25 protein-coding genes are annotated in these 24,152 nt (G+C 72.6%); 14 read left to right on the top strand and 11 right to left on the bottom strand.

The genetic code is table 11. The features are described 5' to 3' along the window. Positions 1-12 precede the first annotated feature (12 nt). Both EWH70_RS23825 and EWH70_RS23830 read right to left on the bottom strand, forming a co-directional pair. A complete protein-coding gene (locus EWH70_RS23825; protein WP_130477715.1) occupies positions 13-390 on the bottom strand; it encodes a hypothetical protein in 378 nt (125 codons plus the stop codon). A gap of 14 nt (positions 391-404) precedes the next feature. Next, the gene (locus EWH70_RS23830) at positions 405-1,511 is read right to left on the bottom strand and encodes an acyl-CoA dehydrogenase family protein (protein ID WP_130477716.1); all 1,107 of its coding nucleotides are present in this window, start codon (positions 1,509-1,511) and stop codon (positions 405-407) included. A 132-nt stretch (positions 1,512-1,643) separates the two neighbouring features. Here EWH70_RS23830 and EWH70_RS23835 point away from each other — a divergent pair, with 132 nt between their 5' ends. The 4 genes from EWH70_RS23835 to EWH70_RS23850 all read left to right on the top strand — a co-directional run bounded on the left by EWH70_RS23835 (position 1,644) and on the right by EWH70_RS23850 (position 5,154). Then, a complete protein-coding gene (locus tag EWH70_RS23835) occupies positions 1,644-3,110 on the top strand; it encodes a PAS domain-containing sensor histidine kinase (RefSeq protein ID WP_130477717.1) in 1,467 nt (488 codons plus the stop codon). Between the two features lie 69 nt (positions 3,111-3,179). After that, entirely contained in the window at positions 3,180-3,683 is a 504-nt protein-coding gene (locus EWH70_RS23840) for a flavin reductase (RefSeq protein WP_130477718.1), read from the top strand. Positions 3,684-3,688: 5 nt separating this feature from the next. Beyond that, entirely contained in the window at positions 3,689-3,937 is a 249-nt protein-coding gene (locus EWH70_RS23845) for a hypothetical protein (protein WP_130477865.1), read from the top strand. After that, positions 3,922-5,154 carry an amidase family protein gene (locus tag EWH70_RS23850; RefSeq protein ID WP_130477719.1) on the top strand — a complete coding sequence of 411 codons (1,233 nt, stop codon included), beginning with the start codon at positions 3,922-3,924 and terminating at the stop codon, positions 5,152-5,154. The genes EWH70_RS23845 and EWH70_RS23850 overlap by 16 nt, the downstream gene beginning before the upstream one ends. On the opposite strand, the gene EWH70_RS23855 is transcribed toward EWH70_RS23850, so the two are convergent. From EWH70_RS23855 to EWH70_RS23865, 3 genes are read right to left on the bottom strand one after another with little or no spacing between them, the layout of a single operon-like run. Next, entirely contained in the window at positions 5,144-5,770 is a 627-nt protein-coding gene (locus EWH70_RS23855; protein ID WP_130477720.1) for a response regulator transcription factor, read from the bottom strand. The genes EWH70_RS23850 and EWH70_RS23855 overlap by 11 nt on opposite strands. Before the next feature lie 4 nt (positions 5,771-5,774). Then, a complete protein-coding gene (locus EWH70_RS23860) occupies positions 5,775-6,332 on the bottom strand; it encodes a nuclear transport factor 2 family protein (RefSeq protein WP_130477721.1) in 558 nt (185 codons plus the stop codon). A gap of 12 nt (positions 6,333-6,344) precedes the next feature. Further along, complete coding sequence (locus tag EWH70_RS23865) at positions 6,345-6,992, bottom strand: GntR family transcriptional regulator (protein WP_240687185.1); 648 nt, start codon at positions 6,990-6,992, stop codon at positions 6,345-6,347. Positions 6,993-7,048: 56 nt separating this feature from the next. On the opposite strand from EWH70_RS23865, the gene EWH70_RS23870 reads away from it, so the two are divergent. After that, positions 7,049-7,561 carry a YbhB/YbcL family Raf kinase inhibitor-like protein gene (locus EWH70_RS23870; protein ID WP_130477722.1) on the top strand — a complete coding sequence of 171 codons (513 nt, stop codon included), beginning with the start codon at positions 7,049-7,051 and terminating at the stop codon, positions 7,559-7,561. A gap of 2 nt (positions 7,562-7,563) precedes the next feature. On the opposite strand, the gene EWH70_RS23875 is transcribed toward EWH70_RS23870, so the two are convergent. Beyond that, positions 7,564-8,736: an MFS transporter gene (locus tag EWH70_RS23875; protein WP_130477723.1), complete on the bottom strand. Its 1,173-nt coding sequence runs from the start codon at positions 8,734-8,736 to the stop codon at positions 7,564-7,566. Between the two features lie 66 nt (positions 8,737-8,802). Here EWH70_RS23875 and EWH70_RS23880 point away from each other — a divergent pair, with 66 nt between their 5' ends. Next, on the top strand, positions 8,803-9,888 hold the full coding sequence (locus EWH70_RS23880; protein WP_130477724.1) for an ArsR/SmtB family transcription factor: 1,086 nt from the start codon (positions 8,803-8,805) through the stop codon (positions 9,886-9,888). Here the strand turns inward: EWH70_RS23880 and EWH70_RS23885 are convergent. Both EWH70_RS23885 and EWH70_RS23890 read right to left on the bottom strand, forming a co-directional pair. After that, positions 9,780-10,436 carry an FG-GAP repeat domain-containing protein gene (locus EWH70_RS23885; protein WP_130477725.1) on the bottom strand — a complete coding sequence of 219 codons (657 nt, stop codon included), beginning with the start codon at positions 10,434-10,436 and terminating at the stop codon, positions 9,780-9,782. The genes EWH70_RS23880 and EWH70_RS23885 overlap by 109 nt on opposite strands. Before the next feature lie 237 nt (positions 10,437-10,673). Then, a complete protein-coding gene (locus EWH70_RS23890; RefSeq protein ID WP_130477726.1) occupies positions 10,674-11,096 on the bottom strand; it encodes a winged helix-turn-helix transcriptional regulator in 423 nt (140 codons plus the stop codon). A 71-nt stretch (positions 11,097-11,167) separates the two neighbouring features. On the opposite strand from EWH70_RS23890, the gene EWH70_RS23895 reads away from it, so the two are divergent. Continuing rightward, positions 11,168-11,803, top strand: a complete 636-nt coding sequence (locus EWH70_RS23895; RefSeq protein ID WP_130477727.1) for an FMN-dependent NADH-azoreductase — start codon at positions 11,168-11,170, stop codon at positions 11,801-11,803. 53 nt (positions 11,804-11,856) lie between these two features. Beyond that, positions 11,857-13,170, top strand: coding sequence for an HNH endonuclease signature motif containing protein (locus EWH70_RS23900; RefSeq protein WP_130477728.1), 1,314 nt, complete (start codon positions 11,857-11,859; stop codon positions 13,168-13,170). Here the strand turns inward: EWH70_RS23900 and EWH70_RS23905 are convergent. Beyond that, positions 13,051-13,509 (bottom strand): MarR family winged helix-turn-helix transcriptional regulator, encoded by a 459-nt coding sequence (locus EWH70_RS23905; protein ID WP_130477729.1) that lies wholly within the window; start codon positions 13,507-13,509, stop codon positions 13,051-13,053. The genes EWH70_RS23900 and EWH70_RS23905 overlap by 120 nt on opposite strands. 67 nt (positions 13,510-13,576) lie before the next feature. On the opposite strand from EWH70_RS23905, the gene EWH70_RS23910 reads away from it, so the two are divergent. Then, positions 13,577-13,963, top strand: coding sequence for a tautomerase family protein (locus EWH70_RS23910; protein ID WP_130477730.1), 387 nt, complete (start codon positions 13,577-13,579; stop codon positions 13,961-13,963). On the opposite strand, the gene EWH70_RS23915 is transcribed toward EWH70_RS23910, so the two are convergent. Next, the gene (locus EWH70_RS23915; protein WP_205669226.1) at positions 13,953-17,084 is read right to left on the bottom strand and encodes an AfsR/SARP family transcriptional regulator; all 3,132 of its coding nucleotides are present in this window, start codon (positions 17,082-17,084) and stop codon (positions 13,953-13,955) included. The genes EWH70_RS23910 and EWH70_RS23915 overlap by 11 nt on opposite strands. Positions 17,085-17,181: 97 nt before the next feature. Between EWH70_RS23915 and EWH70_RS23920 the strand changes: the two genes are divergently transcribed. The 5 genes from EWH70_RS23920 to EWH70_RS23940 all read left to right on the top strand — a co-directional run bounded on the left by EWH70_RS23920 (position 17,182) and on the right by EWH70_RS23940 (position 22,673). Further along, the gene (locus tag EWH70_RS23920) at positions 17,182-18,699 is read left to right on the top strand and encodes an MFS transporter (RefSeq protein WP_130477732.1); all 1,518 of its coding nucleotides are present in this window, start codon (positions 17,182-17,184) and stop codon (positions 18,697-18,699) included. A 9-nt stretch (positions 18,700-18,708) separates the two neighbouring features. Then, on the top strand, positions 18,709-19,257 hold the full coding sequence (locus tag EWH70_RS23925; protein WP_130477733.1) for a copper chaperone PCu(A)C: 549 nt from the start codon (positions 18,709-18,711) through the stop codon (positions 19,255-19,257). 63 nt (positions 19,258-19,320) lie between these two features. Then, positions 19,321-19,953: a carbonic anhydrase gene (locus tag EWH70_RS23930; protein WP_130477734.1), complete on the top strand. Its 633-nt coding sequence runs from the start codon at positions 19,321-19,323 to the stop codon at positions 19,951-19,953. A 179-nt stretch (positions 19,954-20,132) separates the two neighbouring features. Beyond that, entirely contained in the window at positions 20,133-21,104 is a 972-nt protein-coding gene (locus tag EWH70_RS23935; RefSeq protein WP_130477735.1) for a TerC/Alx family metal homeostasis membrane protein, read from the top strand. A gap of 141 nt (positions 21,105-21,245) precedes the next feature. Further along, positions 21,246-22,673 carry an MFS transporter gene (locus EWH70_RS23940; RefSeq protein WP_240687186.1) on the top strand — a complete coding sequence of 476 codons (1,428 nt, stop codon included), beginning with the start codon at positions 21,246-21,248 and terminating at the stop codon, positions 22,671-22,673. Here EWH70_RS23940 and EWH70_RS23945 read toward each other — a convergent pair. After that, entirely contained in the window at positions 22,594-24,108 is a 1,515-nt protein-coding gene (locus tag EWH70_RS23945; RefSeq protein WP_130477736.1) for an MFS transporter, read from the bottom strand. The two genes, EWH70_RS23940 and EWH70_RS23945, sit on opposite strands and share 80 nt — an antisense overlap. Between the last annotated feature and the right edge of the window lie 44 nt (positions 24,109-24,152).

A 24,152-nucleotide genomic window follows, 5' to 3' on the forward strand; every position in this document is an offset into this window, starting at 1 on the left:
GGTGCTCCCTGCTCAGTCGGGAAGGGTGACGTCCTCGCGGACGGTGAGCGCGCGGCCGATGCGGGCCTCGATCCTGGCGAACTTCCACAGCTTGAACTCGGTGCCGCCGACGCCGGTGGTGCGCAGCAGGTTGCAGGCCGCCTTGACGGTCTCCTGCGTGTCGACGTCGGCGAGCAGGTAGCAGGTCCACGGCCAGCCCTCGGACGGGCCGACCATGTGCGAGTCGTCGTCGAAGTCGCCGATGAAGTCCACCCCGGGCAGGGCCTTGAGCTGGCCGGTCATCGAGACGAACGCCTGCCAGACGTCGCCGGCGGTGATGCCGTCCCTGGGCAGGTCGAAGAAGTTCTGGTTGATGCCGATGCAGAACAGCACCCGCAGTGGCTGGTTCATGGAACTCCCCTCGCTCAACGGAAACCGGGCGTCGTGGGTGGCAGTCCCATGAGGACGGCGCCTGCGGCGTCGTACATCGCGGGACCGAGGAAGGCGTGCTGCTTGGGGACCAGCGCGTCACCGAGCAGCAGCTGCAGCGGGTGGTCGTTGTTGATCGCGGCGGTTCCGGAGACCTCGACCAGCCTGGCGACGACATCGGACGACGTCCGCGCCAGGTGCGCCGCGGCGAGCCGGAGGTGGGCGTTCTGCTCGTCGCTGACGTCGTCGCCGGCGACGACGGTGTCCCACACCTCGTGGCTGAGGTCGTAGAACCAGGACCGGGCCGAGCGCAGCTCCGCCTCGGCGGTGGCGACCGCGGCGCGGTAGTACGCCCGGTCGGCCAGCTTGGGCGCGCCGGTCACCCCGGCGTACCCGGCACCGGTTTCCTCGGCGTGGTTCAGCGCGGCCCGCGCGACACCGGCGCCGACGACGGCGAGAACCTGTGCCGCGTAGGCGATGGTCGGATAGCGGTACAGCGGCTCGTCAACGGTGGGTGCTCCGCCGCGGACGAACGTCCACTCCCTCGGCACCTCGACGCCCCGGACGACCAGGTCGAACGACCCGGTGCCACGCATGCCGACGACGTCCCAGTCCCGCACGATCTCCACCTGCTCCGGCCGCAGCAGCGCGACCCGCGGCTTGCCTGCGGTGGAGTCGTCGCCGGGAATGCCCACGCCGAGCACGTCGGCCGCCATGCAGCCGCTGGCGAACTTCCAGCGGCCCTCGACCAGGAACCCGTCCCCGGTCGGCTCGGCGGGCTGCACCGGGAACAGGCCACCGGCGAAGACGACGTCCGGGCCGTCCCGGTACAGCTCGGCCTGGGTCTGCGGGGGCAGTGCGGCCAGGTAGATCAGGCCCGAGCCGAAGCTGGCCACCCAGCCGGCCGAGCCGTCGACGACCGAGATGCGCTCGATGCGGTCGAGGAACTCCGCGGGTGGCAGCGGTTCGCCGCCGAACTTCGCCGGGGTGGCCGCGCGGTAGAGGCCCGTCTCCTTGAGGCGGTCGACGAAGTCCCTTGGCACGTAACGCTGCTCGCGGAACTCCGCCCGCCGCCGGGCGAGCTCCGCCAGTACGGCGTCCATCTGCTGCTCCTCGCGTCGGGTGTCCCCCGCACGGTACGAATCCGGCGCGGGTCACGGAATCGGTATTGCCTCTGCCCGCGTAGGGGATTCCTTCAGTAGGTGCGGCCCGCGCACCCGCCCTACGCTGACGGGGTGCAGGCCGATCCGCGCGCCCCCGAGCTGATCACGGACGACTTCGTGGCGATGATGAACGCCACCCGGACGTGTGTACTCCTCCACGACGCCGCGACCAAGAACATCCTGTGGGCCAACCCGGCCGCCTGCGAGATGCTCGAGTGGACCGTCACCGAGCTGCGGCCGCTCAAGGCGAACCACATGAGCAGCTCGGCGCAGCAGTACGACCGGGTGATCGGCCGGGCGTGGCTGCAGGAAGCCGTCGACAAGGGCGCCAGCCGGATCGAGTGGCACTACCGCAGCAGGTCCGGCCGGGTGATCCCGACCGACGCGCTGGCCGTCCGCGTCGAACTGGCCCAGGGGCCCGCGGTGATGGTGCAGTTCCGCGACATCGAACGGGAGCAGCGGATCGAACGCGAGCTGCGGCGCACCACGTCCTATGTCGACGCGCTGGCCCACCACACCTCGACGGCCGCGCTCATGCTCGACGCGGACGGCGCGCTGCGGTTCGCCACCGACACGGCCGCCACCCTGCTCGGCGCGGACCCGACCGAGCCGCTCGGGCCGCTGACCGGCTACGGCAGGCTGCGCCTGGACGGCCGTCCGGCGACGTGGGAGCAGGCCGTGACGCGGGCCGACCCGGTGGCCGCGGTCGGGCTGGAGGTTCCCCGCGGCGACGGCGACCCGGTGTGGCTGGAAGGCAGCCTGGAACGGCTGCGGCAGGCCGACGGCGACGCGCTGCTGATGATCCTGCACGACGTCTCCGACCGGGTACACCAGGAAGTGCGCAGGGAACGCGAGCTGCACCGGGAGAACTACCTGGCCCGCTACACCGCGATGGGCGACATGGCGATGGCGATTGCGCACGAGCTCGGCCAGCCGCTGTCGGCAGCGGGCAACTTCCTGGCCGGGCTGCGGGCCCGCGCCGGCGCGCTGGCGGTGGCAGGCGAGCTGGGCTACGGCATCGACAGCGCGGTCCGCCAGATCGAGCGGGCCAGCGCGATCGTCGCGTCGGTGCGGGCGTTCGTCGGTCACCTCGAACACGTCCACCAGGAGGTGGACCTGGGCGAGATCGTCGAGGAATGCCTGTACTTCGTGCGGCTGCGCGCCGAGCCGGCCGGGGTGCTGGTGACGGTCCGGCACGACGGGCCGGTGCGGGTGCGCTGCGAGCGCGTGCTCACCGGGCAGGTCGTGCTCAACCTCTGTTTCAACGCGATCGACGAGCTGGCGGCCTGCGACCCGGCGCGGCGGCGGCTCACGATCACCACCCGGACCGAGGACGGCCGCGGCGTCCTCACCGTCGACGACGAGGGCCGCGGCCTGCCCGCCGACCCGTTCGCCGGGTCGTTCACCGCCAAGGAACACGGCAGCGGCATCGGGCTGGCGCTGAGCTACCGGATCATCACCCGCCAGCACGGCACCATCTGGGCACAGCGGCGCGACGAGGGCGGCTCGCGGTTCGGCTTCACCCTGCCCCTGGCGTAGGGGAAATCCTCAGCCGCGGCGGTGTTACTCACGATGCCCCGGCGCCCGCGCACGCCGTAGGCTTTCCCCGTGCCCGAGCCGACCCGGACCCAGCTGGAGTTCCGCTCCGCGATGGCGAACCTGTCCGCCGCGGTGAACGTGATCACCACCGACGGGCCGCACGGCCGCGCCGGGCTGACCGTCAGCGCGGCCTGCTCGGTGACCGACTCGCCGCCGACGATGCTGGTCTGCGTCAACCGGTCGGCCCGCTCGCACGGCGTCCTGCTGGCCAACGGGCGGGTGTGCGTCAACGTGCTCGGCGCCGAACACGAGGACCTGGCCCGCTACTTCGCGGGCGGGGCGGGCGTGCCACCCGCGCAGCGGTTCACCGACGGCCGGTGGGACCTGGACACCGAGGGCGTCCCGGTGCTGCGGGACGCCCTCGCCTCGGTGGTCGGCCGGATCGTGGCCGAGCAGACCCAGGGGTCGCACTCGGTGCTGTTCGTCGAGGTCGACACGGTGCCCGAGCCGGCAACCGACAGCGGTGCGCTGGTCTACTTCCAGCGCCGGTACCACAACCTGGCGGCGTCGTGAACCGGATGACGCTCACCTGCTACAACGACACCCACGGCTACGGCTGGCGGCACGTCGACCTGTTCGTCCACGACGCCGGGGGACGCGAGCTGAGCTGGGTGCACTGGCAGGTGCCCGAGGACGGCCCGGAGGCCGCCGACGCGGTGACCGCCGAGGTCGAGCCGCTGCTGCGGCGCACGTCCGAGTGGCGGCACGGGGTGAGCGAGAGCGGGATGGACTACTGGGTGGCCGACGCCGAATGGGCGCGGCCGTGACCGGGCCGTGGTCGCTGCGTGAGCTGGCCGGCGAACTCGCCCGCGGCACGATCACGCCGGCCGAGGCCGTCGCCCGGTCCCGCGCCCGCATCGCCGGGACCGACGCCGCGCTGCACGCGTGGGTCGCCCAGGATCCCGGCGCGCCCGGCGGGATCCCGCTCGGCGTGAAGGACATCATCGACCTGGCCGGCCTCCCGACCCGCTGCGGCAGCGTCCTGCGGGCGGACGCCACGCCGGCGCGGGCCGACGCGGCGATCGTCACCGCCTGGCGCCGGGCCGGCGCGGCACCGGTCGGCAAGACCGCCACCACCGAGTTCGCCTACTTCGCCCCCGGGCCCACCGGCAATCCGGCGGCGCCCGGCCACACCCCGGGCGGCTCGTCGAGCGGGTCGGCCGCGGCCGTCGCGGCCGGGCAGGTGCCGCTGGCCCTGGGCACGCAGACCGCCGGCTCGGTGACCAGGCCCGCGGCGTTCTGCGGGGTGGCGTCGCTGGTGTTCAGCCACGGCCGGTTCCCGATGGACGGGGTCACCGCACTCAGCCCGAGCCTGGACAGCCACGGCGTGTTCGCCGCCCGGGTCGCCGATCTCGCCCTGGCGTGGTCGATGCTGACCGGCGAGCCCGAGCCCGGCCCCGGCCGTCCACCCCGGCTGCTGGCCTGGACGGCGGTGCCGCTCGGGGTCGTCGGCACGGAGATGTCCGGCGCGCTGGCCGCCGCCCGGCGGAGGCTGACCGAGGCGGGCGCGGTGGTCGACGACTTCCCCGACGAGCGGCTGATCGCCGAGGTCACCGCCGCCCACGCGGTGGTGATGGCCTACGAGGCCGCCCGCGAGCGGGCCGCCGAGCTGGCCGACCGGGACCGGCTGAGCCCGCAGCTGACCGGGCTGCTGGACACCGGCGCGGCGACCCCGGACGGCGACTACCAGGCCGCGCGGGAGGTCGTCGCCGCGGCCCGGCCCCGGGTGGCGGACCTGCTGGCGTCCTACGACGCCATGCTGGGCCCGGCCGCCCCGGGCCCGGCTCCGGCCGGGCTGGCGGCGACCGGCGACCCGGCGGTCAGCCGGGCGTGGCAGGCGCTGGGGCTGCCCGCGGCGGGCGTGCCGGGCCTGGTCACCGCGGCGGGGCTGCCGCTCGGGCTCCAGCTCGTCGGCCCGGCGGGCGGCGAGCCCGCGCTGCTCGGAGTCGCGTGCTGGGCGGAGGCCGCGCTCGTCAGACCGTGACCTGGTGGACCAGGACGTCCCGGACGAGTGCGCCGAGGCTGTCCGCTCCGGTCTTCGCCTTGATCCGGGCGCGGTGGACGTCGATGGTCTTCACGCTGGCGCTCAGCCGCCGCGCGATGTGCTGGCTGGGCAGTCCCTCGACGACCAGCCGGAGTACCTCGCGTTCCCGTGGTGTCAGCGTGCCGATGCGGCGCTGGACGTCCTGCCTGCGGGCGTGCTCGGCGAACCGCTCGCGGGCCTCGATCAGCTGCTGCTGCACGACTTCGAGCATGCGCTGCGGCTGGTAGGGCTTTTCCAGGAAGTCGGCGGCGCCGCCTGCCATCGCGCGGACCGACATCGGGATGTCGCCGTGTGCCGAGCAGAAGATGACCGGCGCGGGGTGGCCGAGCTGCCGTAACCGCTCCTGCAGCCCGAACCCGCTGATCCCGGGCATGCGCACGTCGACGATGACCACCGCGGGCTCGTCCGGGTCGAACTCGGCGAGGAACGAGGCCGCGTCGGGGTAGGTGAGCGCCTGGACGCCCACGCTGTCGAGCAGGAAGACCAGCGACCGCCGCAGGTCCTCGTCGTCGTCGACGATGTGGACGACCGGCTCTGGCGATCCCGGGGCTGCCATGCGCTCATGGTCTCATCAACACCGACGCCGCCGGGTGATCACCGGGCCATGAGTGCGGCAGCGGCGCGACGAAGACGTTCTCGGTCCGGGTGCGGGTGATCTTCCAGCTGCCGCCGGTCCTGCGGAAGGCGTTGTTCAGCCTGCTCGACCGCAGCAGCGACCGGCCGTCGGAGAACAGCCAGGGCTGGACGTGGATCCACTGGCCGGTCGCCTCCTGCCCGGTGACGTGGATCTGTTCCGAGGTCAGGTAATGCGCGTTGAGCACCAGGGCGGGATCCCGCTTCTCGCCCCAGAACCGCTCGAAGTGCGCGCGGATGGCGGCGGCTCCCTCAGCGCGGCCGAACTGGCCGTCGTAGTACTCCCCCACGCCCTCCCAGACGGCGTCCTCGGTGTAGAGCTCCATGATCAGGTCGATCCGCCGCGCATCGTCCGTGACGCCGTACTCGGGGCAGGGGGTGTCGCACAGGAACACGTACCGGGCCTGCAGGCGGCGGATCTCGGCCTCGGCCTCGAGCACCTCGACCCGGCGCAGCAGGTCGGCAACCGTCGTCTCGATCGTCATGGGAACGGGACGCTACGCGAGCCCTGCGGCGGTCTGCGTGAGGTGCCGGGTGAGCAGGTCCGCGGCGGCGTCGGCGTCCCTGGCCAGTGCGGCTTCCTCCAGCCCGCGGTGCTCGGCGAGGTGGTCCCGGCCGGGGTCGCGGCCGGCGGCCCAGCGGCGGGTCAGCTCGCCCGCGAGCCACATCCGGTCGAACGTCTCCAGCAGCACGTCGTTGCCGCTGCCCTCCAGCAGGGTGCGGTGGAAGACGCGGTGCGCCTCCGACCACTGTGGACTGACGCCGCCGGTTCCCGGCTCGTGCGTCGGCGTGTTCGCCAGCCGGTGGTGTGCCGCGCGGACCCGTGCCTCCCAGTCGAGGTCGCCGCGGGCGATGGACATCCGCAGCGTCGCGGGTTCGATCGTGCTCCGCGCCTCGGCCAGGTCCTGCCACCGCTTGGCCGACTGGAGCGGGACCGCGAAGCCGCGGTTGGTGAGCCGGTCGGCCAGGCCGTCGCCGACCAGGCGGACCAGCGCCTCCCGCACCACCGCGAGGCTCACCCCGTGCGCCCCGGCCAGCTCCTGCGGTTTGAGGGCGTCGCCGGGCGCGAAGTCGCCGCGCAGGATCGCGTCGCGCAGCTCGGCGTACACGCGCCCGGACAGCATCTGCTTGGTCCCCTGAGCCATGCCGACATCGTAGACCATTTGACAGATAATCGATTTTCTGTGCTATCGTCGATCTCGTGAACGATCCTTTCGCCCGCCTTCCCGAGGCAGCCACCTTCACCGTCACCAGTAACTCCGTCACCGACGGCGGCACGCTCGCCGCCGAGCAACTGGCCGGCGCGGACGTCTCGCCGCAGCTGTCCTGGACCGGCGCCCCCGAGGGCACGAAGAGCTACGCCGTCACCGCCTACGACCCGGACGCCCCCACCGGTTCCGGGTTCTGGCACTGGGCCGTCGCCGACATCCCGGCGACGGTGACCGGCCTGCCCGCCGGAGCGGGCGACGCCACCGGCTCGGGCCTGCCGGAGGGCGCCTTCCAGCTGCCCAACGACGCCCGCGAGGCCCGGTTCGTCGGCGCCGCCCCGCCCGCGGGCCACGGCAGGCACCGGTACCTGTTCGTCGTGCACGCGCTCGACGTCGCCACGATCGGCGTCCCGGCCGACGCCACCCCGGCCTACCTCGGCTTCACCATCGCCGGCCACATCCTGGGCCGGGCCGTGCTGACGGCGACGGCGGAAACGCCCGCCTGAGTTCAGCCGGCGCGGCCGTGGCGCAGCAGCGCGGGCAGGGCGACGGCGAGCGCCACCGCCCTGGCCACGCCGGCGAGCTGGTACGGCACGCGGAGACCGAGCCCGTGCGCGACCAGGCCGCCGGCGAGCATGCCGAGCGGGATCAGTCCCCAGCCGAGCAGCTTGTAGACGCTGTTGACCCGGCCGAGCAAAGTGGACGGAACGAGTCGCTGCCGCAGCGTCGCGGTGGCGACGTTCCACATGGTCGTCGCGAAGCCGCCCAGGGCGAGGAAACAGCCGAGGGTGACCGGGCCGGGGCTGAACCCGGCCCCGACGAGCGCGACGACGTTGAGGGCCGCCGCGACGACGAGCGACGAACCGGCCCGCAGCGGGACGTGCGCGCTGATCAGTCCACTCAGGACACTGCCTGCGCCTGCCGCCGTGAGCAGCAGGCCGTAGCCCCCGGCGCTGACCTGCAGGGTCTGGGTGGCGAACAGGACCAGCGTGGCGTTCGCCAGCTGGCCGAAGAAGGTGTTGACACCGAGCAGGACGGCTACGGTGCGCAGCAGGCGATGCCGCGTCAGCCAGCGCAGGCCCTCCGCGACGGCCGTACGCACGGGTTTCCGCTCCCGGCGGCCGGTTTTCGGCAGCCCGGACAGCAGGAAGGCGGCCACGGCGAACGACCCCGCGGTGACCGCGAACGGCAGCCCGGCCGAGACGGCGAACAGAGCGCTGCCCAGCGGCGGCCCGGCGAACTGGTGCCCCGCGGTGATCACCGCCTGCTGGGCCCCGTTGGCCCTGTGCAGCATGGGCCCGGGAACGACGTCGGGCAGCACCGTCTGGACGGCGACGCCGAGCACGACGGTGCAGATTCCCAGCGCGAACGCGAGCACCGCCAGGGTGGCGATGCCGATCCCGTCCAGCGCGGCGAGAATGCCGGTGGCCGCGACGATCGCGGCCGCCACCAGCTGGGTCCGCCACATCAGGCCCGCCCGGTCGAACCGGTCCACCCACGTCCCGGCCGGCAGCGCCACCAGCAACCACGGCAGGTAGGCCATGGTGGAGATCGCCGTGACCAGCCGGGGATCACGCGTGATCGTGATCGCCAGCAGCGGCACCGCGGCGACGCAAGCGCCGCTGCCCATTCCTTCGATTCCGGTGGCCGCGACCAGCCGCCGGTACCCCGCCGCACCCATGGCTTCAGCGTGCGGTGGCCGTTGCCGTTCCGGACACGGTTTAGCCCGGTGCTACATACTCGGGCGATGGCACTCACGGTCGAGGTAGGGGTGGACGACCTTGCCACCACCCGGTTCGCCGTCTCGCCGCTGTCGGAGACGGTGGCCTGCCTGCAGCAGCTGTGCGGACGCGACCGCAACCCGGCCAACCTCCGGTGGCTGCGCTGGGCACGCGACCGGCTGGCCGAATCGCCGCTCGACCTTCCGCGCACCTGGCCGCTGCTGGTGGGAACCCACCGCAGCTGGCCCGAGTTCCTCGTGCCCGCGCCCACCGGCGCCGCCCCGGCGATCGACGACGAACTGGCCACGGTCGCCGGCACCTCCGCCCGCGACATACGCGCCAGCCTGGCCAGGGTCTTCGGCGACAACCCGCCCGCCGCCCTGTGGGCCCGCCCGGTCACGGAGATCCGGGCGGTGGCGCGGGAACTGCGTCAGGCCCACGACCGGCTGGTCGCCCCGCACTGGCCGCGCATCCGGGCGGCACTCGAAGCCGACATCGCCTACCGGGCACGCGGGCTCGCCCTCGGCGGAGCCGGGCAGCTCTTCGCCGGCCTGCACCGGGACCTCAGCTGGCAGGACGGCAGGCTGACGCTGGCCGGAGACCGCTGGCGGGCCCACCGCGCGGTCGGCCGCGGCCCGGGCGGGCTGGTCCTGCTGCCGGTCGCGCTCGGCTCCGCCCACGTCCTGATCAAGAAGCAGACCTCGACCCAGACCACCGTGCGCTACCCGGCCCGCGGCATCGCCACGCTGTGGACGGCGGACACCGGCCCGCCCGCGGACAACGTCGTACGGCTGCTCGGACGACCGCGAGCCGAGATCCTGCGAGCACTACGGTCGCCCGCGACCACCACCGACCTCGCGCGGGCCCTTGGCGTCACGCCGAGCGCGGTGTCCCAGCATCTCGCGGTGCTGCGAGCCAGCGACCTGGTCGCCCGCACCCGCGCCGGACGCAACGTCCTCTACCGGACCACCGCGCTCGGTACCCGGCTACTGGCCGGGATGGCTCACGCCGAGCAGGTCGCCGGGTCCGCGACGACCAGCGGGTCGGTCGCCGGCCTGCCGGTGAACGGGACGGTCTCCCGCACGCTCAGCGCGCCGTCGCGCAGGGTGTAGACCGTACGGGTACCGGAGTAGGTCAGTTCCCCGGCCGGGCTGCCCAGGTTGTCGGCCTCGGCGGCGACGGTGCCGAAGGTTCGGCCGCCGCCCTCGGGCGAGCAGTTGTATCCCAGCCGGGCGGCGATACCGCCACCCTCGGCCAGGGCGACGGGTGTGCCGTCGGGGCCGACGACCTGGCTCAGGTTCCCGCCGTCGAAGTGCAGCGTGGTGAAGTGCGTGGTGTTCGCGCCCACCGACTGCGTGACGATCAGTTCCGCCCGGCCGTCACCGTTGAGGTCGGCCACGCGGGGTGCCTCGAGACCGGCGGCGGAGTCGGCACCGACGCGGATCGAGGCGGGCACCCCCTGCACCGTCGCCGAGATCACCTGGTCGTCACCGGCCGGCGTCGCGGTGACCGTCTCGATCTCGCCGTCTCCGTCCAGGTCCGCGACGGTCGTGACCGGCTCCGTGGCCGGGGCCGCCGTGGCGGTCGCCGTGGCCGTGAGACTCAGCGCCGCGGCGATGCCGGTGAGCGTGGCCGCGCGGACGATTCCCTTGCGGTTCATGAGGTTCTCCCCTTCTCTCCGGACCGTCCGGTGATCTTTTCACCGAAACTGTCTTCGTACGGGGAGACGTCCACCTGGCCGCGAGGTGGGCCACGGGTGTGATGTGCCACACCAGCGCAACCCTGACGCACTTCAAAGTGCCTTTTGTAAGGCTTCTTTTTCTCACTCATGATGGTGTTACGCACTACCAGTGAGGTGAGAAGGACGATGGCGGAACAGGGAACGCGTGGGGACGGGTCACTCTCGCGCCGCGCCGGCCGAAGCCCTGCCCCGGCCGACTCCGGTTCGTTCGCTGACCGCGCGGTTGCCGGCGATCTCACGGTGGTGAGTGGCGGCCCAGTCGGCCATCGCCGACACCGCCTCCAGCAGGGACCGGCCCAGGTCCGTCAGCTCGTACTCCACCCGCGGTGGAACCTCGGCGTACGCGGTCCGCGAGATCAGTCCGTCACGCTCGAGGTGCTTGAGGGTCTGGGTCAGCATCCGCTGGGAGATGCCCGGGATGCTCGCCTGCAGGTCGGAGTAGCGCAGCACCCCGGCGCTCAGGGTGCTGACGACCAGGACCGTCCACTTGTCACCGATGCGATCGAGCACTTCCCGGATGAAGGCGCCGTCCTCCGGCCATGCCTGGCACGGACCGCTGATCTGTCGCGCTGACGCCATCCCGCTCACCTCTCATCCGGTGTGCAACCGCACTACCAGTATGTAACCACCACCGAAAAGGAACACCACCCATGTCGTACCTGCTTCACGTCGACTCGTCCGCTCTCGGCGAGGCCTCGATCTCGCGCCAGGTCGCCCGGTCCTTCCTCGACGGCTGGCAGGGCACGGTCGTCCACCGCGACCTCGCCGCGGCGCCCGTGCCCCACCTCAGCGCGGCCGGCATCACCGCCCGCGTCACCGATCCCGCCCAGCACACCGACGAACAGGCCGCCGCGGCGGCGTTGCAGGACGAGCTGATCGAGGAGTTCCTCGGCGCCAGGGCTTACCTGTTCACGGTGCCGATGTACAACCTGTCGATGCCGTCGGTGTTCAAGGCCTGGCTCGACCAGATCGTCGTGCACGGCCGCACGTTCCGGCCGTCCCCCGTCGCCGGGCGTCCGGCGGTGCTGATCTCCGCCCGGGGTGGCAGCTACGCTCCCGGCGCACCCAACCACGGCTTCGACTACGTCGTGCCCACGACCGAGGCGGTGCTCGGGCGGGAGGAACTGCTGGGACTCGATGTCGCCACCGTGATCCCCGAACTGACCTTGGCTCCCCACACACCGTCCCTGGCGGAGCTTCTGCCGAAGCACAAGGAATCCATGGCCGAGGCCCACGACCGCGCCCGTGAACTCGCCGCGACGATCGCCACCGCGACTGCCGCCTGAGGTCATCCGATCGTGTAATGGTTTCGAACACGTGTTCGTAATACGATGGTGATGTGTTCGAGAGATCTGGCACCCGCTTGTGGCGGCACTCCGACGAGGAGGTAGCCGCCATCATTCAGCGTGGCCAGGAAAAGATGGCCGCGGCCGCCGCTGAGGTGCTGGAGGGCCTGGCGGAGCTGAGCGCCCGCGGGGCCGATTTGGGTTTCCGGGATCTGGTGGCGTTTCAGTTGGACAACCTGAACGTCTCCCGGACGCTGGCCAAGACCCGGGTGCAGCTGGCCGAGGACCTGTTCGGCTCGCTGGCCGCCACCGGCGCGGCGCTGGCCGCGGGCGAGGTGTCACTGGAGCACGCGGTGGAAATCCACCGCGCTATTACGGCCCTGCCGGTAGAGGGCCGGGAGGGTTTCGAGGACATTCTGCTGACCCTGGCCCGCACGGCCCCACCGACCGCGGTCCGCAAGGCCGGGGACAACATCCGGGCCAGGGTCGACCAGGACAGTGCCCCACCCGACGAGGACGCACTGGCGCACCCGGTCCGGGAGTTCCGCTCCAAAGTAGACCGACACGGCCGATACCGCTTCACCGGCGTCCTCGACCCGGAGACCGGCGCCACGCTGGACGGGTTGTTCGACGTGCTGGCCAAACCACACCCCGCCGAGGAAGGCGTGCCCGACCTCCGCGACCAGGCGGAGCGGAAGGGTGACGCGCTGGCCGAGATCGTCGACCTGGTCGCCCGCACCGAAGACCTGCACACCCAAGCCGGGGAACGCGCCGTGGTCACCGTGACGGTGACACTGGAGGACCTGGAACGCCGCGCCGGAGCGGCACTCGACGGCGCCGGATACCTGAGTGCCCCGGCGCTGTCCCGGTTGTGCTGCGAGGCCAAGCTCGTCCCGGCCGTGTTCGGCTCCGACGGCGAGGTCCTGCACCTGGGCCGCGAGGCCCGGCTGGCCACCAAAGGCCAGCGCCGCGCCCTCGCCCTCCGCGACCGTGGCTGCGCCTTCCCCGGCTGCACCCGCAAACCCCGCTGGTGCGTCGTCCACCACGTCCGCGAATGGCAACACGGCGGACGAACCAATGTGGACGAAATGGTCCTGCTCTGCGGACGCCACCACCGCGTCATCCACCACACCGACTGGACCGTCACCATCACCGACGGCAAACCCCGATTCCACCCACCAGCCTGGCTCACCAGGCGCCGAAGACCCAGCAGCAACCCCTACCACCGGATCCCCGCCCAATGGGAGCTACTCCCCCTCGGGCGCGGCGAACGCCTCCTCGTACCGCAGCAGCGTGTCCACGAACAGCCGCCGCTGCGCCGCGCTCAGCGGTGCGAGGGCGTGCCGCCACGCATGAGCCCCCGGTGACAGCCACTGCGCGATCGCGGGACGGCTCTCCGGGCTGATGTCGACGATGCGCCGGCGGCGGTCGGCGTCGTCCTCGCGCCGCACCAGGACGCCCTTGCGGCTGAGGTCGCTCACCAGCAGGCTCACGGTGGTCGGCGCCACGCCCAGCATCCCGGCCAGTTGCGAGACGGTCAGCGGCCCGTCGAGCAGAAGCAGCGACAGCATCGACAGGTGTCTCGGCGCCAGATCCAGCGACCGCAGCTGCTCCGGCAACGGCATCCGCTTGATCCGGCCGACCACCCTGGGCATCACCAGCAGCAGCTCCCTGACCGCGTCGTCGGTGGCATCCGGCGTTGACATCCGCCCAACCTTTCAATAGCTTTGAGATCAAAGATATTTTGTGATCAAACCTGTCAGGGAGTATGTCATGCCCCACCTCACCGTCCATGTGCTGGAAAGCGACCTCGCCGGCCGGGAGACGGCACTGATCGAGAAGCTGACCGACGCGGTCGTCACCGTCTACGGCGAATGGGCCCGCGGCATTGTGGATGTCCGGCTGATCGGCCTGCCGCCCGGCCGGTGGGGAATCGGCGGTACGCCAGCACAGGCGCCCTCGCCGAGCGTGACGTTCGGCATCAGGGAGGCCGCGTTCAGCAGACCGGACGCCGACGAGATCGTCGCCGGCCTGGTCACCGCGGTCACCGAGGCCGTCGTCGGCGTCTTCGGCGAGCGCGTCCGGTCCGATGTCACGGTCGAACTCGTGGGCAGCCCGGCCGGACGCACCGGCGCCGGCGGAGCCGTGGTCACGTCGTAGCCCTGCCGGGCAGGTTCTCCCCCGGCTCCTGGGCGCGTCCGGCGCCGGACTCCGCCGCGAACGTCTCCGCGCCGAGCCGGTCGCGTACCGCCGCGGTGATCCGGTCGACGTCGGGGCGGTGCGGTCCGGGCACCGGCGCCCCGGCACTGTCCCGCAGCGCGGCGGCGGTTCCGAGCAGCCGTGCCGCGCGGACCGGGTGCCCGGCGGCCAGCTGCGCGCCGGCGAGTCCTTCCAGTGCGAGTGCGGCGCTGCGGTGGTTGCCGAGGTCGCGGGCACGCTCGAAGCCCGCGACGTGACAGGCCGTCGCCTCGGCGGCGTCGCCCCGCAGCCGCGCGGTGAATCCCAGCTCGGCCAGCGTGTTCACCACGCCGGGCTCGTGGGCGATCTGCTGATAGGACTTCAACGCCCCGCGCAGCCGGGTCCGCGCCGTGTCGAGGTCGCCTTCCCGGCGCGCGAGGCTGCCGAGGTTCTCCTCCGCCAGGATCTCCCAGAACCGGTTCGACTGTTCGGCCGCGAGCCGCTCCGCCCGCTCGAACGCCTTCCTGGCGCGCGAGAAGTCCCCGGTGAACATGGCGGCACGGCCCAGGCCGACGAGCTTCGCCGGGACTTCCGCCCACAGGCCGAGTTCCTCGGCGGTGCGCAGCCCGTCCCGGTGCCAGCGTCCGGCCCGCGCGTAGTCGCCTGCCAGTTCGGCGAGTTCGGCCAGGCTCGCGGTGGCCTGCATCCGGCCCCAGCGGTCGCCTGCCTCCCGGAACAGCTCGTCGCTGCGCTCGCAGTCCCGCCGCAGGGTGGCCAGATCTCCTTTCAGCACCGAGAAGAACCCGCGGGTCCACAGGGCGGCGGCGACGCCCCAGCTGTCCCCGAGTGACCGGAACATGTCCAGCGCCCGGCTCACCTCGGCCTCGCTGGCGCCCAGGTCCCCGAAGCTGTACAGCGCCGCTCCCCGGAACCACCGTGCCCGGGCCAGCCCGGCGTCCACTTCGGTGTCCGCGATCTCGCCGACGGCGACCGCAGGCTGCTCGCCGAGCATCAGCCGGATGCCCGAGTGCCACGCGCTCGCCTGGGCCCGCAGCCCGTGCGGGGCAGGCCCGGGATGAGCGTGTGCGGCGGCCAGCGCCCGGCCGCCCTCCCGCAGCCTGCCGGAGAGCACCCAGTACCAGCTCAGCGCGGTGACCAGCCGCAGCACCGGCGCTGCCGTGTCCTCGTGCCGGAACGTCTCCAGCGCGGCGCGCAGGTTGGCGTTCTCGGTGTCCAGCGTGCGCAGCCACTGCCGTTGCCCGTGGCCGCGCAGGTGCGGTTCGGCTTCCTCGGCGAGCTCCAGGTAGTACCGGCTGTGCCTGCGCCGGGTCTCGTCGAACTCGCCGGCCGCGCGCAGGCGTTCGGCGCAGTAGGCCGTGACCGGGGCGAGCAGCCGGTAGCGGGGGCCCTCGGTGACGATCACCAGTGAGCGGTCGACCAGGCGGGCGAGCAGCCCGACCACCGCGGCGGGTTCCACGTCGTCGCCCGCGCAGGTCGCCTCGGCGGCGGCGAGCGCGCACCCGTCGACGTGCACGGCCAGCCTGCGCAGCACGGCACGCTCCACATCGGACAGCAGCTCCCAGCTCCAGTCGACGGTCGCCCGCAGGGTGCGCTGCCGTCGCGGCGCTCCGCGGCGGCCCGCGGTGAGCAGGTGGTCGTCGAGCCCGCGGGCCAGCTGGTGCACGCCCATCCCGCGGACCTGGGTGGCGGCCAGTTCCAGTGCCAGGGGGATTCCGTCCAGGCGGCGGCAGATGTTCGCCACCGCGGCGGCGTTGCCGGACTCGAGGGCGAATCCGGGCGAGGCCGCCGCGGCCCGGGCGACGAACAGTTCCACCGCGCCGGGCTCCGCGAGCGGCTCGGCGTAGTACACGTGCTCGCCGGTGAGCCGCAACGGTTCCTGGCTGGTCAGCAGCACGTGCGGGCCGGCGGCGGAGCGCAGCAGCACGTCGGCCAGTTCGGCGGCGGCCTCGACGACGTGCTCGCAGTTGTCCAGCACCAGCAGCATGCGCCTGCCCCGCACCACCTCCACCAGCCGGTCGGCGGCTGCCGTGGCCTGCCCGGTGCGCGCCGAGGCGATCCCGTCCCGGATGCCCAGTGTCGCGGCCACCGCATCGGCCACCGCGGCCACCGGCGCGCCGGGTGCCACGTTCACCAGCGGGACCAGGAAAATCCCGTCCGGGAAGGCGTCCCGCAGGCGGTCGGCCGCGGCCAGCGCGAGCCTCGTCTTGCCGACACCGCCGGTGCCGGTGAGGGTCACCACGCGCCGCGTCCGCACCAGGGCGGACACCGCCTCGACGTCCCCGGCCCGCCCGACCAGCTCGGTCAGCGGCACCGGCAGGTTGCCCGGAGCCGCGTCGAGCGCGGGGCTCTGCTCGAGCATCGCCCGGTGCAGCTCGACGAGTTCCCTGCCCGGATCGGTACCCAGCTCGCCACGCAGCCGGTCACTCAGCCTGGCGTACGCGTGCAGGGCCTCGCCCTGCCGTCCCGACCGGTAGAGCGCCAGCAGGTAGACCGCCTGCAGGCCTTCGCGCAGCGGGTGCCGGGCGGCGGCATCGGCCAGCTCCATCGCCAGCTGGACGTGCTCGCCCAGGTCGAGCCGTGCCCGCGCGTGGTCCTCGACGGCCCCGATGCGCTGTTCGGCCAGCTGGGCGACGACCGGGCGGGCGCACTCCAGGTCGCCGACATCGGCATACGGCTCACCGCGCCACAACGCCATCGCCTCGGCGAACAGCGCGGCCCGCGCCCGCGGATCCGCGGTGGCCCGCGCCCGGCCGGTGAGCGTGCTGAAGAGATCGGCGTCGACCGCGCCGGGTTCGGCTCGCAGGAGGTATCCGTCCTGCTGGTACCCGATCAGGTCACCGGCGCCCGGCTCGGCGGCGTCCAGCTTCCGGCGCAGCTGCCAGACCTTGTTCTGCAGGGTGGCACGCGGGTTGCCGGGCAGCCGCTCGCCCCACACCTGCTCGATCAGCAGATCGGTCGGCACGAACCGGCCCGCACGCACCAGCAGCACGGCCAGCAGCGACCGGAGCTTCGTCGCGGAGACCTCGACCGGGACACCGGCGGAAGTCCAGACCGCCAGTGGACCGAGAACCCCGAACCGCACACGACGACAGTAGTCGACCCGCGACGAGAGTGAGCCGAGAGCAGTACCCGGCACAGTGAGTACGCCGGTTACGGCCGACCCGTGGAGGAGACCACCGATGACCCAGTCCGAGACACGTGCGGGCCCCCGGGCCTGGATCGGCCTCGCCGTCGTGACCGCGGCCAGCGTGCTGATCGCGATGGACAACACCATCCTGTTCCTCAGCCTGCCGCACATCACCGCCGACCTGGGCGCGACCGGGCCGCAGATGCTGTGGATCCAGGACATCTACGGCTTCCTCGTCGCCGGGCTGCTGATCACCATGGGCACGCTCGGCGACCGGATCGGCCGCAGGCGGCTGCTCATGATCGGCGCGGCGGCGTTCGGCGCCGCGTCGCTGCTGGCCGCGTTCTCGGCGAGCGCGGAGATGCTGATCGCCGCCCGCGGCATCCTCGGCGTCGCGGGCGCGGCGCTGGTGCCGACGATCCTGGGCATGGTGCGCGGGCTCTTCCCGGACCCGAAGCAACGCACGCGCGCCATTTCCGTGCTGATGACCTGCTTCACGCTCGGCGGGGCACTCGGGCCGCTCGCCGGCGGCGTGCTGCTGGAGCACTTCTGGTGGGGCGCGGTGTTCATCGTCGCCGTCCCGGTGATGGCGCTGGTCCTGCTGACCGCGCCGCTGCTGCTCACCGGCCAGGAGGACACCCGGCCCGGCAGGCTCGACCTGCCCAGCGTGGGCCTGTCCCTGGTGTCGATCCTGCCGATCACCTACGGCGTCAAGGAACTGGCCAGCTACGGCCCGTCCTGGACGGTGCTCGTCAGCATCGTCGCCGGCGGCGCGTTCACCGTGCTGTTCGCCCGCAGGCAGTACCGGCTGGACAGTCCGCTGCTGGACCTGCGGCTGTTCCGCTCCCGGACGTTCAGCGTGTCGCTGGGCGCGCTGCTGCTCGGGCAGTTCGCGATCGGCGGCATGTTGTTCCTGCTGCCCCAGTTCTTCCAGCTGGTGCTGGGCGAGACGCCGCTGCGGGCCGGGTTGTGGCTGCTGCCGGGCACCGCGGTCTTCGCGCTGGTCGCCATCATCGTCCCGGCTGTCGTCGCCAGGGTCCGGCGCGACCGGCTGCTCACCGGCGCCCTGGTCCTCGCGGCCGCGGGCTACGTCCAGCTCGCCCTGGCCGGTCCCGGCGCCGGCCACGCGCAGCTGGTGGCGGCGATGGTGGTCATGTTCGCCGGGATGGCGCCACTCGTGCTCGTGGTCACCGACCTCGCGGTGGCCGGGGCGCCGCCGGACCGCGCGGGCGCGGCCGCCGCGATGTCCAGTACCGCCACCGAGTTCGGGATCGCCGCCGGTGTCGCCGCGCTCGGCAGCGTCCTGGCCGCCGTGTACACCCGGGTGCTGGGTCCCCTGCCCGAGGGCGTGCCCGCGGCCGCCGGGGAGAGCCTCGCGCGGGCGGGCGACGTGGCCGGGCATCTGCCCGAGCCGGTCGCGGAACAGCTGCTGGCCACGGCCAGGGACGCGTTCGTCACCGGGTTCAACGTCGTCGCCGCCATCAGCGCGGTGGTGGCACTCGGCTCGGCGATCGCGGTGAAGTCGCTGTTGGGCGGACGAAGTGCGAGTCATACGCGCGGGAACGGGTAGCGCTGGTACATGCGCGTGCGACGGACTGTGCTGATGCTGGCGGCGTTCCTCGTCCCGGTCGCGGGGTGCGGACCGTCCCGCGGGGACGGCAACGCCGGAACGCTGGGGACGAGTGCGGAGATCGGGGAGGTGAAACTCCGCAACGTCTACGTCGAGCGGCCGGACGACGGCGCGCACCGGCCAGGGGACAGCGCCCGGGTCGCGTTCACGGTGGTTTCCAGCGAGAACGCCGACGACCGGCTGACCGCGGTCACGACCGGCCACGCCCGCGAGGTGCGGATCAACTGGGACCAGCACTGCGACGGCACCGCCGAGCCGGTCACCGCGCTGCCTCTGCGCAACGGCGGTGTTCCCGGGCCCGCCGACCGGGCGGTCACCGGTCACCTGCCCTACCACCTCACGCTCGTCGGGTTCACCCGCGAGGTCCTCGCGGGCACGACCGTCCCGCTCACCTTCACCTTCGCCCGCGCGGGCACCGTCACCGTGGACGCCATGGTCCAGCCACGCGACCCCAGCGACGCTCCCGGCGCGTACGCCTGCGGCGCAACTCCGCTGTGACAACCCTCATGGGGTACCCGGTTTGCCGTCTATGTCCGTTGCTTGCGGATATGCTGCACAGTCATGAACGACGCGCCCACCCCCTCGGAAGCCTTCGAGCTGCTGCTGGCCGGCAACCAGCGCTTCGTCGACGGGACGCCGCAGCATCCGAACCAGGACGCCGCGCGGCGTGCCGACATCGCCCCCGGCCAGCGCCCGTTCGCAGTGTTGTTCGGCTGCTCGGACTCCCGGCTGGCCGCCGAGATCATCTTCGACCGCGGCCTGGGTGACCTGTTCGTGGTCCGCACCGCGGGTCACGTCGCCGGGCCCGAGGTCCTGGGCAGCATCGAGTACGCCGTGAGCGTGCTGGGCTGCCCGCTGATCGTCGTGCTCGGCCACGACTCGTGCGGCGCCGTCGCCGCCACCCGCGCCGCCCTCACCGACGGCCTGGGCACCAGCGGGTTCGTGCGCGACGTCATCGAGCGGGTCACGCCCAGCGTGCTCGCCGCCCACGCCGCCGGGATCACCGGCGACGACGACATCGTCGCCGAGCACACCCGGCACACCGTCAACCTCCTCGTCGACCGCTCCCGGCTGCTCGCCGAGCGGGTCGCCGCCGGACAGACCGCCGTCGTGGGCATGTGCTACCGGCTGGCCGACGGCAGTGCCCACGTGGTGACCACCCAGGGCCTGGCCACCGAACCCAGCCCCACCTGACGCACGTCCAGGTGACACCCTCTTTACGATATGTCCGTTTTGCCTGATACTCGCGGGTGAGGGGAGTACTTCCCGAAGCCCCTGACCGGTCAGGACGGACACGACCGGGTGTCCCCGGCAGGGCGCCCATCGCGGGCGAAGGAGACCTCGAACGCTGACGGTTCGAGGAGGCTCCCGCCATGACCCAGTCCACGATCGGCTCACCGTGGCTGTGGGGCGTCAGCATCGCGGTCCTGCTGGCCCTGCTGGTGACCGACTTCCTGGTGACCCGGCGCCCGCACGAGGTGTCGCTACGCGAGGCGGCCGGCTGGTCGGTGTTCTACCTGGCCTTGCCGCTGGCGTTCGGCGCCGGGCTGTGGTGGGCCTTCGGCGGTGCGCAGGCACTGGAGTTCGTCACCGGCTTCGTCGTCGAGAAGTCCCTTTCGGTGGACAACCTCTTCGTCTTCCTGCTGCTGCTGACCGCGTTCGCCGTGCCAGCCGAGGTCCAGCAACGGGTTCTGCTCTACGGCATCGTCGGCGCGCTGATCCTGCGCGGCGTCTTCATCGCCGCCGGTGCCGCGTTGCTGCAGGCGGGCACCTGGGCGTTCCTGGTCTTCGGCGCCATCCTGTTCGGCTCAGCGGTCAAGATCCTCCGCGAGGCCGTCACCGGCGCCGGGCTGGAACGGGACGTGGCCCAGCTGCGCTCGGTGCGGCTGCTGCGCAAGCTGATGCCGGTCACCGACGACTACCGCGGCACCCGGCTGATGGCGTACGAGCGGGGACGGCGCGCGCTCACCCCGCTCAGCGTCGTGGTGGTGGCCGTCTTCGCCACCGACGTCGTGTTCGCCGTCGACTCCGTGCCCGCCGTCTACGGCATCACCGAGGACCCCTACCTGGTCTTCGCCACCAACGCCTTCGCGTTGCTGGGGCTGCGGGCGCTGTACTTCGTACTGCGCACCACGCTGGCCAAGCTCGTGCACCTCAACCACGGGCTCGCCGTCATCCTCGCCTTCATCGGGATCAAGCTCGTCCTGCACTGGGCACACGACCTCTGGCCGGCCGTCCCGTCGATCCCCACCCCGGTCTCCCTGGCCGTCATCGTGCTGGTCCTGGTCACCGTCACCCTGACCAGCCTGCATTCCCGTAACCGCACCCGCGCCACCCGGAGCTGACCATGCTCAACACCCTCATCGACGCCGGCCTGATCGCCCTGCTCATCCTCGCCGCCCTCATCACCGCGGCCGTCCTCATCGACCCCCGGCCGCGCCGCTGACCCGGCCCGCTCGTTATGATACCGCTGTATCATAACGAGCATGGGGGCATCGATGGGAGACCGGCGCGGGGTGGTCCTGGCCCTGGCGTGCGCGGCGCAGTTCATGGTGGTGCTCGACATCTCCGTGGTGAACGTCGCGCTGCCGTCGATCCAGCGGTCCCTCGGGTTCGGCGACGCCGTCCAGCAGTGGGTGGTCAACGCCTACGCCCTGACCTTCGCCGGCCTGCTGCTGCTCGGCGGGCGGCTGGCCGACCTCTACGGCCACCGGCGCGTGTTCCTCACCGGCCTGGCGTTGTTCTCCGGCGCGAGCCTGGCCGGTGGCCTGGCCGGCACCGCCGAGTTGCTCGTCGCCGCCCGCGCCGTGCAGGGCATCGGGGCGGCCGTGCTCGCCCCGGCCACCCTGACCGTGCTCACCGGCACGTTCGCCGAAGGACCCCGGCGGACGCGTGCGCTGGCGATGTGGACCGCGGTGGGCGTCGCCGGTGGCACCGCGGGCAACCTGCTCGGCGGGATTCTCACCGAGTACCTGTCCTGGCGGTCCATCCTGCTGATCAACGTCCCGGTCGGGGCGGTCGCCCTGCTGCTCGCCCCGCGTCACCTCGCCGGGCACCACCGGCCCGCCGGACGGCCCCGGCTCGACGTGACCGGGGCGGTGCTGGCGACCCTCGGGCTGTCCGCGCTGACCTTCGGCATCGCCCGGTCGCACACCTCGGGCTGGGCCGCACCCGCCACGGTGGCCGCCCTGGCCGTCGCGGCCGCCGCGCTCGCGGCGTTCGTGGTGGTGGAAGCCCGTTTCGCCGCGGTCCCGGTCATCCCGCCGCGGCTGTTCCGGGCCCGCGCGATCAGCATCGGCAACCTCGCCATGCTCCTGGCAGGCGCCTGCCTCAACCCGATGTGGTTCTTCCTCACCCTGGCCATGCAGAACGTCCTGCACTACAGCCCGCTGCAGACCGGGCTGGCCTTCCTGCCGCACACCGTGGTCACCATCGTCGTGGCCGCCCGCGTCACCCCGTGGCTGATGCGGCACGTCGGCAGCCGCACGCTCGTCGCGCTCGGCTCCCTGCTCGCCGCCGCGGGGTTCGCCTGGCAGGCCCAGCTCACCCCGGACAGCGGTTACCTGACCGGCATCCTCGGCCCCGCCATCGTGTTCTCCCTCGGCGGCGGGCTGCTCAACACCCCGCTGACCACCCTCGTCACCTCCGGCGTCGGCCCCGGTGACGGCGGAGCCGCGTCCGGGCTGATGAACACCACCAAGCAGGTCGGCGGCGCCGTCGGCCTGGCCGCACTGGTCACCCTCGCCGGTCCCGGCTACGCGACCGCCTTCCTCGCCATGGCGGCCCTCATGGCCGTCACCGCGGTCGTCGCCCTCACCCTTCCCCGCGGGCCCGTCATCCGCGCCGGCCGGGGAGAGCGGCGAGGCCGGCCAGCGCCGCCGCGTAACACAGCCCGGCGACCACGGTGCAGCTGATGGTGAGCGCGTCGAGGAACGAGGCCTGGGCCGCGTCGAGCAGGCGCGGGTCGGCTCCGGCCACGGAGAACGCCACGGGCACCGACCGAGCCGCCTCGTGTGCCTGGCCGGTGGCGGCGAAGGCGCTGTCGAGCAGGCGTGCCCCGAACACCGAGGAGAAGACCGAGCCGACCACCGCCACGCCGAGGGTGGAGCCGAGTTCACGGGTCGCGTCGTTGACCGCCGACCCGACTCCGGCCCGGGCGGGCGGGAGCACCCGCATGATCGACTCGGTGGCCGGGGTGGAGATCAGGCCCATGCCCAGGCCCATGAGCACCATCTGCGGCACGATCGTCGACCAGTAGGCGGTGTCGGCGGCGACGCTGCCTGCGATCCAGGCCATCGCGGTGCCGAACGAGACCAGCCCGGCCACCACGACCGATCTCGTGCCCACCCGCGGCGCGAGCATGCCACCGGCGACGGAGGCGACGGCGATCGAGAGGGCCACCGGCAGGATCCGGGCGCCGGTCGAGAGCGGGCCGAATCCGCGCACCACCTGGAAGTACTGGGTGATCAGGAAGATGAAGCCGGCCAGCGCGAAGAACGTCACCGCCACCGCACCGCTGGCGGCGCTGAAGCGGCGGTCGGTGAACAGCCGGATCTCCAGCATCGGATGCTCGGCGACCCGCTCGACCGCCACGAACACCGCGACCAGCAGGGCCGACCCGGCGAAGCCGAGCAGGGTCGCCGTGCTGTCCCAGCCGCGCTCGGGACCCTCGATCACCGTGTAGGTCAGCAGCCCGAGCAAGCCGGCCGACACCAGCAGGCCACGCAGATCCAGCCGCGGCACCGACGGGTCCCGCGACTCCGGCACCAGCGCGAAGCCGAGGACGGCGGCCACCAGCGCGAGCGGAACGAGCGCCAGGAAGACGCTGCCCCAGTAGAAATGCTCCAGCAGCAACCCGCCGGTCACCGGGCCGGACGCCACGCCCACCCCCACGACGGCGCCCCAGCCGCCGAGCGCCGCCGCGCGCTGCCTGCGCTCGCGGAAGGTGTTGGAGATGATCGACAGCGTCGTCGGGAAGATCAGCGCGGCGAACACGCCCATGCCGAATCTGGCGGCGATCAGCGTGCCCGTGCTGGCGGCCAGTGCTCCGGCCACCGAGGTGACCGCGAACCCGGCGAGGCCGAGCAGCAGCGCGGGGCGCCGTCCGTAGCGATCGGACAGTCCGCCCGCGGCCAGGACCAGCGCGGTGAAGGCCAGGTTGTAGCCGTCGACAACCCACTGGAGACCACGGGTCCCGGCACCGAGTTCCGTGGCGACACTCGGCAACGCGACGTTCACGATCGTGACGTCGAGGTTGATCGCGAGCGTCGCCGCGTACACCGCGACCAGGATCCCGGCCCGCCGTCGCAGGGTCAGGTCCGGCATGAGGTTCGGAGAACTCGCGCGCATGTTCTCGTCCTACTGCCTGGAGTTTGAAAAAGTCAAGTGTCCAC

This window comes from Amycolatopsis suaedae (assembly GCF_004214935.1).
GTDB lineage: Bacteria > Actinomycetota > Actinomycetes > Mycobacteriales > Pseudonocardiaceae > Amycolatopsis > Amycolatopsis suaedae.

Coding starts and splice junctions, on each gene's coding strand:
- EWH70_RS23935 (WP_130477735.1), top strand. CDS start 20,133: ATGACCCAGTCCACGATCGGCTCACCGTGGCTGTGGGGCGTCAGCATC.
- EWH70_RS23945 (WP_130477736.1), bottom strand. CDS start 24,108: ATGCGCGCGAGTTCTCCGAACCTCATGCCGGACCTGACCCTGCGACGG.
- EWH70_RS23825 (WP_130477715.1), bottom strand. CDS start 390: ATGAACCAGCCACTGCGGGTGCTGTTCTGCATCGGCATCAACCAGAAC.
- EWH70_RS23895 (WP_130477727.1), top strand. CDS start 11,168: ATGTCGTACCTGCTTCACGTCGACTCGTCCGCTCTCGGCGAGGCCTCG.
- EWH70_RS23850 (WP_130477719.1), top strand. CDS start 3,922: ATGGGCGCGGCCGTGACCGGGCCGTGGTCGCTGCGTGAGCTGGCCGGC.
- EWH70_RS23905 (WP_130477729.1), bottom strand. CDS start 13,509: ATGTCAACGCCGGATGCCACCGACGACGCGGTCAGGGAGCTGCTGCTG.
- EWH70_RS23855 (WP_130477720.1), bottom strand. CDS start 5,770: ATGGCAGCCCCGGGATCGCCAGAGCCGGTCGTCCACATCGTCGACGAC.
- EWH70_RS23920 (WP_130477732.1), top strand. CDS start 17,182: ATGACCCAGTCCGAGACACGTGCGGGCCCCCGGGCCTGGATCGGCCTC.
- EWH70_RS23865 (WP_240687185.1), bottom strand. CDS start 6,992: ATGGCTCAGGGGACCAAGCAGATGCTGTCCGGGCGCGTGTACGCCGAG.
- EWH70_RS23910 (WP_130477730.1), top strand. CDS start 13,577: ATGCCCCACCTCACCGTCCATGTGCTGGAAAGCGACCTCGCCGGCCGG.
- EWH70_RS23930 (WP_130477734.1), top strand. CDS start 19,321: ATGAACGACGCGCCCACCCCCTCGGAAGCCTTCGAGCTGCTGCTGGCC.
- EWH70_RS23885 (WP_130477725.1), bottom strand. CDS start 10,436: ATGAACCGCAAGGGAATCGTCCGCGCGGCCACGCTCACCGGCATCGCC.
- EWH70_RS23890 (WP_130477726.1), bottom strand. CDS start 11,096: ATGGCGTCAGCGCGACAGATCAGCGGTCCGTGCCAGGCATGGCCGGAG.
- EWH70_RS23925 (WP_130477733.1), top strand. CDS start 18,709: ATGCGCGTGCGACGGACTGTGCTGATGCTGGCGGCGTTCCTCGTCCCG.
- EWH70_RS23940 (WP_240687186.1), top strand. CDS start 21,246: ATGGGGGCATCGATGGGAGACCGGCGCGGGGTGGTCCTGGCCCTGGCG.
- EWH70_RS23845 (WP_130477865.1), top strand. CDS start 3,689: ATGACGCTCACCTGCTACAACGACACCCACGGCTACGGCTGGCGGCAC.
- EWH70_RS23860 (WP_130477721.1), bottom strand. CDS start 6,332: ATGACGATCGAGACGACGGTTGCCGACCTGCTGCGCCGGGTCGAGGTG.
- EWH70_RS23830 (WP_130477716.1), bottom strand. CDS start 1,511: ATGGACGCCGTACTGGCGGAGCTCGCCCGGCGGCGGGCGGAGTTCCGC.
- EWH70_RS23875 (WP_130477723.1), bottom strand. CDS start 8,736: ATGGGTGCGGCGGGGTACCGGCGGCTGGTCGCGGCCACCGGAATCGAA.
- EWH70_RS23880 (WP_130477724.1), top strand. CDS start 8,803: ATGGCACTCACGGTCGAGGTAGGGGTGGACGACCTTGCCACCACCCGG.